14 protein-coding genes are annotated in these 13,894 nt (G+C 55.2%); 12 read left to right on the plus strand and 2 right to left on the minus strand.

From position 1 onward, the window contains the following. Nucleotides 1-238: 238 nt before the first annotated feature. From GN107_RS07870 to GN107_RS07890, 5 genes are all read left to right on the plus strand, one after another. The gene (locus tag GN107_RS07870) at nt 239-1,234 is read left to right on the plus strand and encodes a helix-turn-helix transcriptional regulator (RefSeq protein ID WP_196246290.1); all 996 of its coding nucleotides are present in this window, start codon (nt 239-241) and stop codon (nt 1,232-1,234) included. A 128-nt stretch (nt 1,235-1,362) separates the two neighbouring features. Continuing rightward, the gene (locus GN107_RS07875; protein ID WP_155287277.1) at nt 1,363-1,695 is read left to right on the plus strand and encodes a PadR family transcriptional regulator; all 333 of its coding nucleotides are present in this window, start codon (nt 1,363-1,365) and stop codon (nt 1,693-1,695) included. Continuing rightward, the gene (locus tag GN107_RS07880) at nt 1,692-2,069 is read left to right on the plus strand and encodes a DUF1048 domain-containing protein (RefSeq protein ID WP_155287276.1); all 378 of its coding nucleotides are present in this window, start codon (nt 1,692-1,694) and stop codon (nt 2,067-2,069) included. The genes GN107_RS07875 and GN107_RS07880 overlap by 4 nt, the downstream gene beginning before the upstream one ends. Nucleotides 2,070-2,074: 5 nt before the next feature. After that, nucleotides 2,075-2,335, plus strand: coding sequence for a DUF1048 domain-containing protein (locus GN107_RS07885; RefSeq protein WP_155287275.1), 261 nt, complete (start codon nt 2,075-2,077; stop codon nt 2,333-2,335). A gap of 99 nt (nt 2,336-2,434) precedes the next feature. Next, nucleotides 2,435-3,373: a dihydroorotate oxidase gene (locus tag GN107_RS07890; protein ID WP_155287274.1), complete on the plus strand. Its 939-nt coding sequence runs from the start codon at nt 2,435-2,437 to the stop codon at nt 3,371-3,373. 5 nt (nt 3,374-3,378) lie between these two features. Here GN107_RS07890 and GN107_RS07895 read toward each other — a convergent pair whose 3' ends face one another. After that, the gene (locus GN107_RS07895) at nt 3,379-3,972 is read right to left on the minus strand and encodes a TetR/AcrR family transcriptional regulator (RefSeq protein ID WP_155287273.1); all 594 of its coding nucleotides are present in this window, start codon (nt 3,970-3,972) and stop codon (nt 3,379-3,381) included. A 114-nt stretch (nt 3,973-4,086) separates the two neighbouring features. On the opposite strand from GN107_RS07895, the gene GN107_RS07900 reads away from it, so the two are divergent. The 3 genes from GN107_RS07900 to GN107_RS07910 all read left to right on the plus strand — a co-directional run bounded on the left by GN107_RS07900 (nt 4,087) and on the right by GN107_RS07910 (nt 6,344). Further along, nucleotides 4,087-5,034: an amidohydrolase family protein gene (locus tag GN107_RS07900; protein ID WP_155287272.1), complete on the plus strand. Its 948-nt coding sequence runs from the start codon at nt 4,087-4,089 to the stop codon at nt 5,032-5,034. A 283-nt stretch (nt 5,035-5,317) separates the two neighbouring features. Then, nucleotides 5,318-5,665: a hypothetical protein gene (locus GN107_RS07905; protein ID WP_155287271.1), complete on the plus strand. Its 348-nt coding sequence runs from the start codon at nt 5,318-5,320 to the stop codon at nt 5,663-5,665. Nucleotides 5,666-5,891: 226 nt separating this feature from the next. Next, nucleotides 5,892-6,344: a helix-turn-helix domain-containing protein gene (locus GN107_RS07910; RefSeq protein ID WP_155287270.1), complete on the plus strand. Its 453-nt coding sequence runs from the start codon at nt 5,892-5,894 to the stop codon at nt 6,342-6,344. A 601-nt stretch (nt 6,345-6,945) separates the two neighbouring features. On the opposite strand, the gene GN107_RS07915 is transcribed toward GN107_RS07910, so the two are convergent. Next, complete coding sequence (locus GN107_RS07915; protein WP_155287269.1) at nt 6,946-7,911, minus strand: type I phosphomannose isomerase catalytic subunit; 966 nt, start codon at nt 7,909-7,911, stop codon at nt 6,946-6,948. Nucleotides 7,912-8,219: 308 nt separating this feature from the next. Between GN107_RS07915 and GN107_RS07920 the strand changes: the two genes are divergently transcribed. The 4 genes from GN107_RS07920 (at nt 8,220) to GN107_RS07935 (ending at nt 13,876) form a co-directional block, all read left to right on the plus strand. Beyond that, nucleotides 8,220-10,052: a cation:proton antiporter family protein gene (locus GN107_RS07920; protein WP_155287268.1), complete on the plus strand. Its 1,833-nt coding sequence runs from the start codon at nt 8,220-8,222 to the stop codon at nt 10,050-10,052. Nucleotides 10,053-10,227: 175 nt separating this feature from the next. Next, complete coding sequence (locus GN107_RS07925; RefSeq protein ID WP_155287267.1) at nt 10,228-11,220, plus strand: LacI family DNA-binding transcriptional regulator; 993 nt, start codon at nt 10,228-10,230, stop codon at nt 11,218-11,220. A gap of 14 nt (nt 11,221-11,234) precedes the next feature. After that, complete coding sequence (locus GN107_RS07930; protein WP_155287266.1) at nt 11,235-12,410, plus strand: galactokinase; 1,176 nt, start codon at nt 11,235-11,237, stop codon at nt 12,408-12,410. After that, the gene (locus GN107_RS07935) at nt 12,410-13,876 is read left to right on the plus strand and encodes a UDP-glucose--hexose-1-phosphate uridylyltransferase (RefSeq protein WP_155287265.1); all 1,467 of its coding nucleotides are present in this window, start codon (nt 12,410-12,412) and stop codon (nt 13,874-13,876) included. Before GN107_RS07930 ends, GN107_RS07935 begins: the two co-directional genes overlap by 1 nt. Nucleotides 13,877-13,894: the final 18 nt, after the last annotated feature.

Raw genomic sequence — 13,894 nt, forward strand, 5'->3', positions numbered from 1 at the left:
CAGAACTCATAAAAATTAAGTGCCGTCCCACAGCGTTGGTGGGACGGCACTTTTTTGCTTTAGCCGAACCGGTTAGCACGCTGCTTTTTTGTAGATAAACTTTGCTTGCCGCCCAAAAAAGGTTGCATATCCGTAAAAAAGCTACCTAAGCACTTTGTAATCGCAGCTAACGCCATACTATGTCGCTTGGTGCGTGTAAATTAAAGGTAACGATAAAAGAATGGGGGAATTGAGGCTGATGGCAACTAAAGTCGGTCCAAGTAGTGGGCAACGCGTCTTATTAGCTTTTTTGACGATGCTCGATGGGGGCACATTAACAAAACAAAAATGGTCTGAACTGGCTGAAAAACCTGAGCCTTTTGATGAGAGCAGCAGTCGCACGTACGGGCGGGATGTGACCTTCATTCGGCGGGCGCTGGCTGAATCTGGCGATCCGCACCAGGTCGTGACCGGGCCAGAGATGTCTTACAGCTTAACGAGTGAACGCAAGACAAGAAAATTGTTGCCGGCAGTTGAAATGGCGGAGATTGTGCTGGCCGCGCGGGCGTTGCCCAGGAAAAATGTCGAGTATTTGTTGCAGCAGCTCCGTAGTGAATTGGCGGCCACTGAGCAGAAGGAGTTCGATGACGACATCAAACTCAGCTGGGCAAGTTACCAGCCAATTAATCAAGCTGAGCAAGTGCCGACGATGGTTCAGGAGATTACCGCTGCGATCGACAAGCAGCAGATGTTGAGTTTCCGCTACACGCCTAGCAACGCCGTCAAGCCTAAGCCTTACCGGGGGCAGCCCTTCGCCATGTTCTTTGAGACGCATTACTTTTACACGGTGATGCGGATGGAGAAGACGGACGCGGTCAAAATGTTCCGGCTGGATCGGATTCAGGGCGTTGATTTCCACGACCGGGGCCGAGCCATTCCGCATAACGCGTTTTCAGTGCAGGAGCACCGCCAATATACCGCGACGCTGGCGATGGGCCGGCAGGAAACCGTGACTTTCAACACTGATTTGGCAATCGATACGATTCAGGATCATTTTCAAACCACTGAGTTGGAGCACCCGCACCAGCCGCTACCAGTAGGATGGCAACAGATCAAGGTGACCGCCTACATTCAGGGCACGCTGCTATGGTTGCGTAGTCAGGGCGCCCACGTTAAAGTCATCGACCCGCCGAGCGTGGTTGAACAACTGCGGCAAGACGCACAGGCCGCGCTGGAATTGTATCCGGAACAGTAACGCTCACTAAGCGGTCCCGCTAGCAAACATTGACTTGCTAGCGGGACCGCTTTTTACGGATAGGGCTTGACCCCGCTACTACCTAGTCTTATTATGTAGCAGTACCTAGTAATGCAATGGAGGACGCAATGAAGGGATTAAGCGAGTTATTAAAGGGCGTGCTGGAAGGCATCGTGCTGCAGCACATCGCGGCTGGGGAGACCTATGGCTACGAAATCACCCAGTACCTCACCCAGCTGGGCTTCGAGGATATCGTTGAGGGCACCGTGTACACGGTGCTACTGCGACTAGAGAAGAAGGGTCTGCTAGACGTTGAGCGGCGCAAGTCCAGCGTGGGGCCGATGCGCAAGTTTTACACTTTGAATGCTGCGGGGCGCGCATATTTGGCCGCATTTTGGCAAAAGTGGGACTTTCTAGCGGCGAAATTGGCGCAGCTGGAAGAAACAGGAGGCGTGAAATGAGCAATTTCTGGGAACTAGTTACCGGCAGTGATATGGACAAAGAATTGGCAGCACTAACTGCACGGGTGGCTGTCTTGCCGGCGGACTATCAGGATGCTTGGCAGGTGATCACGACCACGCTTTGGGGCGGCGGCGTGGATGCGGAACACAGTGTACGCGGCGGCTTTAGTGGACGCAAGCTGTTTCCCGTTATGCAGGGGATCGTTGAACTAATGGAGGAGACGGCTGCCGAGCACTTGCCCGTCCAGGCGGCGCTAGGGGAGGACATTCAGGGTTTCGCCGTCGCGGCGGCCCGGGAGTCGGGCACGGAGACGCTGGCTGACCGCTGGCACGCCAAGTTGAACGCAGATGTGCACCGGGAACTAGGGAGGTAATTAGCATGAACATTTTGGATAGCAAGGCCCAGTGGCGGGCGCACATGGCAGCTGTGCACGCATTGCCGGCTGATTACCAGAAGGTGTACAAGTTGATTCAGAATTACCTGTTCAAAGCCGGCGTTAGCCGCAGTCAGGCCGCTACAGCCACCGCGCTGAGCACCCTGCTGGAATTGTTCCAGGCGGGGGCGGCGCGGCAGGCAGATGTTCTGGCCGTGACTGGGGATGATGTCGCCGCCTTCGCAGATGGCTTGCTGCAGGCGTAAAGGCGGAAATCAAAAAGAGCGCTTGTCGCCGCGGCGGCAATGCGCTAGACTGTTGGCAACGCGAATATGACCACTGTCAATAAATAAAGGAGTGCAGAGATGCTCAATTTAAGGACACAAATTGGTAACTACGAATTTACCAACCCACTGATGAACGCCAGCGGGGTGAACTGTTTTGATAAGAAGGACCTGGACGAGCTCAGCAATAGTGTAGCCGGTTCCCTGATCACCAAGAGCGCGACCGTTAAGCCGCGCCAGGGGAATCCGGAACCACGCTATGCTGATTTAACGCTCGGCAGCATTAATTCCATGGGTTTGCCGAACTTGGGCATTGATTACTACCTGGAATATGTCCACAACTATCAGCAGCAACACCCCACTGACGCTATTTTTATGTCCATCGTTGGGACGACTTTTGAAGAAAACATCGCCGTGGCGCACAAAATTCAGGACAGCGACTTCAACGGTCTAACCGAAATCAACCTGAGCTGCCCGAACGTTCCGGGGGAGCCGCAGACTGCTTACGACCCCAAGCAGACCGTCAAAATTCTGGACGCACTCTTTGCATTCTTCACCAAACCGCTCGGGGTGAAATTGCCTCCGTTCTTCGACCTAGCGCAGTTCGATCAGATGGCCAAAATTTTGAACAAATACCCACTGACCTTCATTAACACCATGAACAGCCTGGGTAATGGATTGATGATCGACGCCAACACCGACACGGCCCTGGTCAAGCCCAAGGGTGGCTTTGGCGGTATCGGTGGTGCTTACGCCAAACCGATCTCGCTGGCCAACGTGCGCGCGTTCCGGCAGCGGCTGCGGCCCGAGATCAACATCATCGGGACCGGTGGTGTGCGGACTGGCCGTGATGTTTACGAGCTGATCCTCTGCGGCGCCGACATGGTGCAGGTGGGCACTACGCTGCATAAGGAGGGTGTGGATGTCTTTGCCCGGCTGCTGGATGAGCTGAAGACGGAGCTGCGCGCGAAGGGGCACGAGCAGCTCAGCGATTTCCGCGGGCAGCTGCGGACTCTGTAAATGATTTAGCGCTTGTGCTGGCCGTGATATGGAAATAGTTGCTCGAGTTCAATGCCCTGACTCGCTAGTGCGGCGCTGCTCATGGTGGTCACGGTTGCCGCCAGTAGTTCCGGAGTGACGCTCTGGTCCTGTGGTTCGCGCAGCCAGTTCATGACCACCCCGATGTGGGCGCTCACGACGTAGCTGCCAATTAGGTAGGCGCGCTGTTTAGGTAGACCCATCTGCTGCAAGGAATCGGTGTAGATGCCAATACCGATTTGGTACAGTTCGTAGTTGAACTGGGGCCAGATGGAACTATTATTGAACGTGCGGAAGTAGACGGCATTAGCGTTAATATAGCTAAAATAGTGCCGATAGAATTGCAGCGGCGAGGTGTCTTTGGCTTGAACAGCCATTGATAGGCCGTCCATGTAGTAGTTGAGCACCCAGGAATAGAACTCCTCCTTGGTTGCCCAATAACGGTAGAAGGTGGAGTGGCTGACTTGCGCCGCCGTTAATAGATCCGTGATGCGGACGTCCTCAATCGCGGTGTAACTCAATAATTTTGCTAAGGCGGAGAGTAAGCGCTGCTTGCTCTGCGCTATTTTTGTCTTTTGCATGCGCTTTGGTACAGAATCCAAAATTCTGTACCTGTCGCCTCCCAACTTTTGCCCGTATAGTTGGTACCATCATAACAAATAACAACAACGCCAAAGAAAATAGAGGACAAATACATGCATAAAATCGACTTCCACACCCACTATATTGCACCAACATACCGCCAGTACTTGGCAGACAAGTTCAACGGTCGCGGCGATGGTGTTGCCACCCCTGACTGGGACATCGAAACCCACCGCGCGATGATGCAGGATTTGGACATTATTAAGTCCATCATCTCCGTATCCAGCCCGCACACCAGCGTTGGTACTGATACGACTGAAGCAAACCAGCAGCTAGTGCAGAGCATCAACCAGTACGCTTTTGAATGCGTGCAGAAGTATCCAGACGAGTTCGGCTTCATGGCCTCACTGCCACTACCAGATGCTCAGGCCAGTGCCCAGGCAGTTAAGGACATCCGCCGCGATTTCAACCCAACTGGTTTCACCCTGCCAACTAACGCGAATGGTGTCTACATCGGTGACAAGAGTCTCGACCCCGTGATGGCCGCACTGGATGCTGACCACGCGATTGTCTCCATTCACCCCAACGAACCCCAGAAGCAGGACATCAAGGCCAACGAACACGTGAAGACGCCACTGGTTGAATTCTTCTTCGACACCACGCGGACGCTTGTTAACATGGCCCAGGCCAGCATCTTCTCCCGTTACCCGAACATTACCTGGATCATCCCGCACGCCGGCGCCTTGTTGCCAGTAATTGCCCAGCGGGTCGAAGCTGGTAGCAAGTTCCTCGCTGACGGCGGGGAGCCCGCCACCGATAGCCTCCTCGCAGCAATGCCGCACCTGTACTACGATATGGCCGGCATGGTCTTGCCGTACCAATTGCCGCAGTTGCTGCAGATTGTTAACCCGGACCACTTCCTCTACGGTGCGGATTACCCATACACGCCAGAGCCAGTGATCCAGAAGCTGGCCGACCAGCTCGAGACCACCGACGTTCTCACTGTTGACCAGAAGGAAGCCATGTTCCACGGCAACGCGGAAAAGCTGCTGGCAAAGTAAAGTTAATAGATACTGCGGAAGTCATCACAAAATGTTGTGGTGGCTTTTTGGGTGGGTCTGAGCGCCCACCGCTCTACATAAGCTTTCTGCGATTTCATTCACCTAGTGTAATCAACAAATCCACGCAGCTTTGCCTAAAACGATACCTATGTTATGAAGTGCCCCTCCAAGGCTCATTGCCTCTCCACTGGCACTCGATTATGAATAAACTAGTCGCTGAACTATAGCTTGAGAAAAGATGTACAATGTGGTTGTAACCGTTTACAAGAAGGGGAGAATAAATATGGAGGATGTAAATACCCGCACTGCTGCAAAGCTTGATGAACTGTCAAAGCAAAAGGTATATTTTGTCGATTATATGGGCGCATTGGTCGCGGGATTCGACCGGACGGGTTTCGGCCTTGCGCCAACCTTTAGTACATTTACTGAGAAGCCCCAGATAGAAGCGGATTTTGCTGCAATTCAGAAACGCTTTCCTGATTTGGATTGGGAAATGCTCACAATGGCGCAATTACAAAAACAGTTTCCAGCTGGTAGCAAACCGTTGATTGTGGTCGGCAGTTTGGGTAAGGGTGCCTTTAAAGTCATTAAGTCGCGATATCCTGAAGCTAAAGTGCTGCAGTGGTATTAACGAATCTCAACACTGTCCGTTTGGCTGTTCATAAACACTGACATTAACTGTATTGGGTTCCTCGGGTGACTCGGGGAACTTTTTTATTAGTATCCATTAACCAATGTGGGATTTGGTCTGCCCAATTAGTTAATGATCCGGGCATAATTGCCACTGATAATTGGTGGTGTGGGTGGTTGCCGCTTAGTAAAATGAACTTGTTTCTAACGGATAAGGAGGCTGGATAATGAATTTAGGGCAAAACTTAGCTGCAGCGCGGCGCAAGGCGGGGCTATCACAAGAGACGGTTGCGGCTGATCTGGGTGTGAGTCGGCAGACGATTTCTAAGTGGGAGACGGGTGAGACCTTACCGGATATTTACCAGTCGAAGAAGTTGGCCAGCTTGTATGAGCTCACTTTAGACAAGCTGGTCAGCTTTGACGGAGACATCGACAAAATCGAGCACGCCATCATGCACACTCCCCAAGCGGTCGAGCAGAAGATTGATTGGACCGCAATGTGGGCAAAAAAGTACCCCGTGCTGACGAGTTATTCGCAGCGGGTGACCGTTGAAAAATATGCTAGTGAGTTGCGCCAGCAGATTGCCGAACTGCAGCGCGACTACGGCTATAGCCGCCAAGATGCGTTTCTGGTGCTTAAGGATATTCTGGCGAAGCAGCTGAAGCAGCTGAAGCAGTGAAACACACGTGTGCGTATGATTGTGATCCATTAGAGAGCCCCGTTTTCTGAGGTTCTTTTTTAATTGTTCAAAATCTGTATGGTCAACATATTGTCGTTGAGTAAACTTTTTGTTATCTAGCCGATAAAACGAGTGTAGCCGGGAGGGGTGCCGCTGCGTAACGGAGTATATGCCGCGTAAAGCCCAAACTGTTGTTAAGCAGTGGGCTTCTGCTTAACAACAGGGGGTGAAAATGAGACCGCGTTGAGCGCAGCGATGCGGGCTCATTTTTAAGCGGAAGACTCGCGTAGCTAGTCTGTAGCTGGCCCCGGGCTGTTCCACGCGAAAGCATATACGCAGTGGAGCAGCGGCACTCCTCCCCGCGGTAGCTTTGAATCACACAAAAATAGCGCCGACATGATATGCGCGACGCTCATTTGCCTGCAGATTGTGCAGATATATTGCGTGTGGTACGTACTGCTTAACGGTCCCGTTCCGCTTCATAGTCGAGCTCCACGGGACTGAAGCTTCCGCTTAACACACTCAAGCCCAAATGCTTAAAACCAAGCATTTAGTCTTGAGTACGTTAATGCTCAGCTTCAAACCGTCCCGTTCCGCTCTGTTACACATTAATAATTCGCTTCTCGCTGCTGATCATCAGCGTGAAGTTCCCACGCAGCTCCAGCCGGCTAACGGTTGCCGGGATGATGAAGTTGTCCGCAAAGCGCACCGTGTGGCCGTTCACGCGGCCGGTACCCTTGACGACGGTGCAGAGCCAGTAGGACTGTTTGCGCATGCGGGCGTGGCCGTGGACGGTCATGGAGCTCAGGTAGAACTCGCTGCTGCCGATGTACTCGTGGGCGGTGAAGGAATCCTTCTTCAGGATGTCGCTGCCGTCTGGGTGGACGTAGCGCAGTGTTGTGTTGTACTCTTCGGGGGCGCTGTTGATGCTATCAACCGCGTCACGAATGGCGGTCGGCCGCTTGCTGCCGTCGACCTCGCTGCGGCCGTAGTCATAGATGCGGTAGCTGTGGTCGCTGACTTGCTGGATCTGGTAGGCGATGTTGCCCGCACCGAGACCGTGAATGGTGCCGTCGGGGATGTAGATGGCGTCTCCCGTGTGGACGGGGATCTCCCGGAAGAGCCCGGCAAAATCTTCTTTGGTGATCCGGTCCGTCGTGGTCTTCACGTCGGAATTGCTGCCATAGATGAGTTTGCCATCTTCAGGGGCCTGCAGGATTACCCACGCCTCACTTTTGCCGTGTGGGAAGCCCTTTGCCTGGGCCACCGCGTCGGTAGGGTGGACCTGGACGCTGCGCTGTTCAGCGGGCGCGACTAGCGACACGACGAAGGGGAAGTGCTCGTACTTGCTCCGGAACAGTTCGGGCGCCATGTCCCAGATTTTGGCGAGGGTTTGGCCCCGGTAGTCACCGTTTTGGCAGACATTGGTGAAGTCCTTGTGCGCGGAAAAGACCCACGCCTGCCCGGTCTGGGCGGGGACGTTGTAGCCAAAATAATTGTGCATGATCGGGCCGCCCCAGATTGCGTGGCGGGGAATGATGCGGAAAAACATTAATTCAGTATGCATGTGGTCACCTCATTTTTCATGTTCCTAAGTGACGGTGAACGAATGGTGAAACGCTTTCATATCTATTATACGACACCACAGCGCTTGGTAAAGGTGGTTAGGCTTACGAAAAGGTAATGTTCGCGATAACTTGCTAGTATTGGGGCGCTTTTCTTAAATTTTGCGCCGCTTAGCGTGTGCGGTGGCCAGCAAGCAAGCTGACAATCTGGATTCACGCGAATTGATTTGCCGCTTGAACGATACAGGAGGCCGATTGCGGGTTAAAATGTGGGGTAACACTTAACGGATTTTGGATACGGAGGAACATAATGGCACAATTTTCCTTGCTCATCGTCTTGGTCGCTGCGCTCGTCACACCGCTCGTGATGGCCCGCTTCAAAATTAGCTTCATTCCCACTGCGGTCGCCGAGATTATTGTCGGCGTCATCATCGGTACGACCGGCTTCAATTTGGTGCGGACCACGCCGGACCTGACTTTCCTGTCGAGTCTGGGCGTGATCATCCTGATTTTCCTGTCCGGGATGGAAATCGATTTTGACCTCTTTAGCAAAAAGCCGGCTGGCAATAAGAAGGCGAGTGGGCCGAACCCAACGACCTTGGCGGCTACGGCGTTTGCGGGGGTGCTGATTGTGGCCTTGATCCTAGCGCTGCTCCTCAAGTTTACGGGGCTGTTCAGCGACGTGCTGCTGGCGACGATTTTGTTCAGCACCATCGCTCTGGGAATCGTGATTGCTGCGCTCAAGGAAAAAGAACTGCTCAGCAAGCCGTTTGGGCAGACGGTGCTGCTGACGGCGGTGCTGGGTGAAGTCGTGCCGATGCTGGCGCTGACCGTTTACTCGTCGATTAACGGGGGTCACGCGGGGCGCATCTGGTTTATCTTGATTATCTTTGTGGTCGCAATTGTTTTGCTGCGGCGCTTCAAAAGTATTTACCGCTTTTTTGCAAACGTTGATAAATCAACCACACAGCTGGATATTCGGCTGGCCTTTTTCCTGATTTTCGTGCTGGTGACTGTGGCCGAGCAGGTGGGGGCCGAGAATATCCTCGGGGCCTTCCTTGCCGGCATGGTTATGAAATTGCTCAACCCGAGTGAGCTAACGCGGGACAAGTTGACATCGATTGGTTACGGCTTCTTCATCCCGATTTTCTTCATCACGACCGGGGCCAAGCTGGACTTGCGCAGCATGATGACCAGTCCCAGCACGTTGATCCTCATCCCGCTGTTCTTCGCTTGTTTCCTCATCGCCAAAATGGTGCCCTTTTTCGTGTTCCGGCGGCGCTTCACGCGGGGGAACGCGCTTGCGGGGGCATCGCTCAGTGCCACGACCATCACGTTGGTGCTGCCGACCCTGCAGGTGGCGCGCAACTTGCACGCGATCACGGACCAGCAGTCTGGTGCCTTCACCCTGGCGGCGGTTCTGACCTGCATCGTCGCACCAATCATCTTCAACCGCTTCTACAAGCCGGAACCAGAGGACTTGCGGAAGACGCAAGTTCAGTTCGTGGGCACCAACCTGCTCACGATTCCAGTAGCGCAAAAGCTGCCCGCAACGCTCTACGACATTCACATGGTTACTGACTCCGAGAAGAATTACCGGACGTACAACAGCCAAGCGGCCGACGTGCGGCTGGTGCAGGACATGAGCGCGGAGACCTTGGCCGCAGCGGGCGTGTTCGACACGGACTTGCTGGTGCTCGGTTACCGGCAGAGTGATATCAACTATGACCTGGCCGTTGCGGCGGTGTCCCGGCACGTGCCGCGGATCATCGCACGCTTTGATACCGAGATCCAGTCTGAGCGCCTGGATGAGCTGGAGCAAGCGGGCGTGGAGATTTTCAACAGCTTCAACGTCAACATTTCGCTGTTGCGGGGGCTGATTGAGACACCATCAACACTCAAACTGCTCACGGATACCGAGGCCGGTATTTATGAAGCGGAAGTTCGCAACCGCCGTTACACCGGGATCGCGTTGTCCAGCCTGCCGAACATTGCTGGGGTAACCATCAGTCGTATTTACCGCAACAAACACTTCGTGGCGCCGCATGGGGATACCCTGATCGAACCGGGCGACCACCTCATCTATACCGGAGACAAGACCGCTGCCCGGCAGCTGCAGCAGGAACTGACTAAGGAAAATTAATTAATGTTTCTACAGGCACCCCGTCATTGGTGAATGGCGGGGTGCTTTGTGTACTGGCAGGAAAATTAACTAAAATTTCCGGACAAAAGTGCTAGTCAAGCGTGCGCTAGCTTGGTATGATAGCGGTAACATTTAGTAAAACTAGTGATTATATTTACTAAAAGGGGGCCAATTGATGGCAACGATTAAGGATATTGCTGCGGCCGCTGGTGTGTCCAGTGCCACCGTGTCGCGGGTGCTGAATGCCGATAGTAGCCTGCAGGTGGGCAAGGACACCCGGCAGCGGATTTTTGCCGCCGCGGAGCAGCTGAATTACAAAAAGCGCAAGTCCGCGGCCACGACCAAGCGCGGGCGCGTCAGCGTGTTGCAATGGTATTCGGCGGCCGGGGAGATGAGCGACCTGTATTACCGGACCATCCGTTTCGGGGTGGAGACGGCACTAACCGCGCAGGGCTTTGCGGTCGAGCGGAACTTTGCCGCCGCGGACCTGCCGGATAAACGGGGGCTGAGTGGCATCATCGCGATTGGCAAGTACAGTGCCGCGCAGCTCCGCAAGCTGGCCGGTCTGAGCAAACCGCTGGTGGTGGTCGATCAGGACACGCTGGATCTGGGTATTTCCTGTGTCACCACTGATTTTCAGCACGCGGTGGCGACCATCATCGAGCACTTCTTGGCGGGTGGTTACCAGCAGATTGGCATGATTGCTGGCGCGGAGGAGACGCGGGACGGGCAGCCGCTGGTCGACGAACGGGCGCGGGTGTTCCGCGAGTACATGCGCACTCGGGACCGCTTGGACGAGCGGCTGATCTTCACCGGCCCCTTCACGATTGAGAGCGGCTACCAGCTGATGCAGCAGGCAATCACCAAATTGGGGACCAAGTTGCCGCACGCATTCTTCGCCGCCAACGATTCACTCGCCATCGGGGCAATCAAGGCGCTGCAGGAAAGCGGTCGCCAGGTGCCGGCAGATGTTGCCGTCATTGGCTTCAATGATATTGCGGTCAGCCGCTACATGAGCCCCAGCCTGAGTACGGTCCACGTCGCGACTGAGGAAATGGGGATGTCAGCGGTGGACCTGTTGCAGCACATCCAAAAGGGTGGTTTGCAGACGCCAGTGAACGTCACCGTTGCTAGTGAGTTGATTTTGCGGGAAAGTTCCCGCCGTTAACAGGAGGAATAATTATGGAAATCACTGAGTTGACCCAAGGCTTCACCGCACAGTTTCACGCCACGCCCGAGCAATACTTCTTTGCCCCGGGTCGCATCAACCTGATCGGCGAACACACCGATTATAACGGGGGTCACGTCTTCCCCTGTGCGATCAGCCTGGGGACTTACGCGGCAGTGCGGTCAAATGGTAGTGCTAGTTTTAACTTTTACTCCGCTAATTTCCCCGCGGACGGAATTTTGCGGGTGCCGCTGAGTGATTTAGACCGGCCGCGGGTCCACAAGTGGGTTGATTACGCCGTGGGGATGTTGCAAGTGCTGGCACAAAATGGGGCCACTTTTGGCCAGGGCCTGGACGTGTACATTCAGGGCGATCTGCCGGATGGGGCCGGTTTATCCAGTTCCGCGTCGCTCGAGATGTTGATTGGTGAAATTGCGAACGATATGTACGGGCTGGACGTGCCGATGCTGACGCGGGTGCATTACGGGCAGACGGTTGAGAATGACTACATTGGTGTCAACTCCGGGATTATGGACCAGTTTGCGATTGGCATGGGCCAGGCTAACAGCGCCACCTTGCTGGACACGAACACGATGGAATACGAGCGCCTGCCACTGGACCTGGGTGAAAATGAAATCCTAATCATGAACACCAAGAAGCAGCGGCAACTGACCGATTCGAAGTACAACGAGCGCCGCAGTGAGTGCGACAGCGCGCTCGCAAAATTGCAGACGGAGCTGGATATCACCAGTCTCGGCGACTTGGATGCCAGCAAGTTCGATGAGTACAGCTACTTGATTGGCGACGGCACCTTGCTGAAGCGCGCCCGCCACGCGGTGCTGGAGAACCAGCGGACGATCCGTGCTGCAGCAGCACTCAAGAGCGGCGACCTCGCCACTTTTGGTCACTTAGTCAGCGCATCTGGCGTGTCGCTGCAATACGACTATGAAGTGACCGGTCTGGAGCTCGACACGCTCGTGCACAGCGCCCTGCAGCAAAAGGGTGTCCTAGGTGCACGCATGATCGGTGCCGGTTTTGGGGGCTGCGCGATTGCGCTAGTTGACCGCACGCAGGTCGCCGCGGTGATTGCGGCGGTCGGCAAGGAATACGCGGCGGTAGTTGGCCACCCGGCGGAGTTCTACCGGGCTGAAATTGCGGATGGTCCGCGGGCATTGGGGGCGCAAGCGTAGTGAATGCGATTGATAGTTTTGGCCAATTTTGTCTAAAATTAAATCCAGCCTATACAGAGCTGGACCGGATTTACCTGCGCAACCGCGTGTACGCGCTGGTTGGCGACACGGCGCAGGCACCGCAGGCCGGTGCGGACGACTTAAGCAACTTGGACGTGCTGCTGGATTTGGCCGTTGCTAACGGCGCGGTGGCGGGTACGGCGAGTGCGCGGGCCATCTTGGGCGCTGAGCTGATGAGCTTAGCAACGCCCCTGCCGTCACAGGTCAATCAGCGCTTCTGGGCTTTGTACAAGCAGGCACCGCGGCAGGCCACGGATTATTTCTATAATTTGAGCCGGGCGAATAATTATATTCAGACGCGGGCAATCGCCAAAAACGAGGCCTTTACCGCGGCGACTGAGTATGGCGACATGGAGATCACCGTGAACCTGTCCAAGCCGGAGAAAGATCCTCGGGACATCGCCGCGGCTGCCAAGCGGCAGAGCAGCGGCTACCCCCTGTGCCAGCTCTGCATGGAAAATGAGGGTTACCAGGGCCGGCCGGACTATCCCGCCCGCGCTAACCACCGCATCGTCCGCTTCGAACTGGCGGGCCGGCAGTGGGGCTTCCAGTATTCGCCCTACGCCTACTTCAACGAGCACGCCATTTTTCTGGATTCCGTGCACGAACCGATGCACATCAGCGCCCAGACCTTCACGAACCTGTTCAAAATCGTGACGCTCTTCCCGCACTATTTTGTCGGGAGCAACGCTGACCTGCCCATCGTTGGCGGCTCCATGCTCGCCCACGAGCACTACCAGGGCGGACGGCACACCTTTGCGATGGCTAAAGCGCAGGTTGAAACGCCAATCACCGTGGCCGGCTTTAGCGACGTGGCCGCGGGCATCGTCAAGTGGCCGATGAGCGTCATTCGCCTAAGTGGTAGTGATCAGGCGCGGGTTGCTGCGGCCGCGGAACAAGTGCGCGCCGCGTGGGCAGCCTATAGTGATCCCACGGTGAACATCAAGGCAACGGATGCTGCCGGCACCCGCCACCACACGGTCACCCCGATTGCTCGGCGCGTTGGTAATGATTATCAGCTCGACATCGTCCTGCGGGATAATAACACTAGTGCCACGTACCCGGACGGAATTTTCCACCCCCACGCGGACGTGCAACACATCAAGCGCGAGAACATCGGGCTGATCGAAGTCATGGGCCTCGCCATTTTGCCAGCCCGGCTCAAGGGCGAGTTGGCCGAGGTGCGCAAGTTCCTACTCGGGCAGCCTAATGCCATGGCGGAGATACACCGGCCGTGGGCAGAAGCCCTGGCGACTAAGTGTAACTGGACGGAAGCAAACGCCACGGCGCAGCTGCAGCAGGCGGTTGGGCGTGTGTTCACCCGCGTTCTCGAAGATGCCGGCGTCTTTAAGCGAGATGCAGCCGGTCGGGCGGCGTTCGCTCGCTTCTGTGCGCAGTTAGTTTAAAAATACTGCTAGTAATCA

Source organism: Lacticaseibacillus zhaodongensis (assembly GCF_009687905.1).
Taxonomy (GTDB): Bacteria; Bacillota; Bacilli; order Lactobacillales; family Lactobacillaceae; genus Lacticaseibacillus; species Lacticaseibacillus zhaodongensis.

What these genes read in the sequence shown, in the direction of transcription:
- GN107_RS07870 (WP_196246290.1), top strand. Translation starts at nt 239, where the DNA reads ATGGCAACTAAAGTCGGTCCAAGTAGTGGGCAACGCGTCTTATTAGCT.
- GN107_RS07875 (WP_155287277.1), top strand. Translation starts at nt 1,363, where the DNA reads ATGAAGGGATTAAGCGAGTTATTAAAGGGCGTGCTGGAAGGCATCGTG.
- GN107_RS07880 (WP_155287276.1), top strand. Translation starts at nt 1,692, where the DNA reads ATGAGCAATTTCTGGGAACTAGTTACCGGCAGTGATATGGACAAAGAA.
- GN107_RS07885 (WP_155287275.1), top strand. Translation starts at nt 2,075, where the DNA reads ATGAACATTTTGGATAGCAAGGCCCAGTGGCGGGCGCACATGGCAGCT.
- GN107_RS07890 (WP_155287274.1), top strand. Translation starts at nt 2,435, where the DNA reads ATGCTCAATTTAAGGACACAAATTGGTAACTACGAATTTACCAACCCA.
- GN107_RS07895 (WP_155287273.1), bottom strand. Translation starts at nt 3,972, where the DNA reads ATGCAAAAGACAAAAATAGCGCAGAGCAAGCAGCGCTTACTCTCCGCC.
- GN107_RS07900 (WP_155287272.1), top strand. Translation starts at nt 4,087, where the DNA reads ATGCATAAAATCGACTTCCACACCCACTATATTGCACCAACATACCGC.
- GN107_RS07905 (WP_155287271.1), top strand. Translation starts at nt 5,318, where the DNA reads ATGGAGGATGTAAATACCCGCACTGCTGCAAAGCTTGATGAACTGTCA.
- GN107_RS07910 (WP_155287270.1), top strand. Translation starts at nt 5,892, where the DNA reads ATGAATTTAGGGCAAAACTTAGCTGCAGCGCGGCGCAAGGCGGGGCTA.
- GN107_RS07915 (WP_155287269.1), bottom strand. Translation starts at nt 7,911, where the DNA reads ATGCATACTGAATTAATGTTTTTCCGCATCATTCCCCGCCACGCAATC.
- GN107_RS07920 (WP_155287268.1), top strand. Translation starts at nt 8,220, where the DNA reads ATGGCACAATTTTCCTTGCTCATCGTCTTGGTCGCTGCGCTCGTCACA.
- GN107_RS07925 (WP_155287267.1), top strand. Translation starts at nt 10,228, where the DNA reads ATGGCAACGATTAAGGATATTGCTGCGGCCGCTGGTGTGTCCAGTGCC.
- GN107_RS07930 (WP_155287266.1), top strand. Translation starts at nt 11,235, where the DNA reads ATGGAAATCACTGAGTTGACCCAAGGCTTCACCGCACAGTTTCACGCC.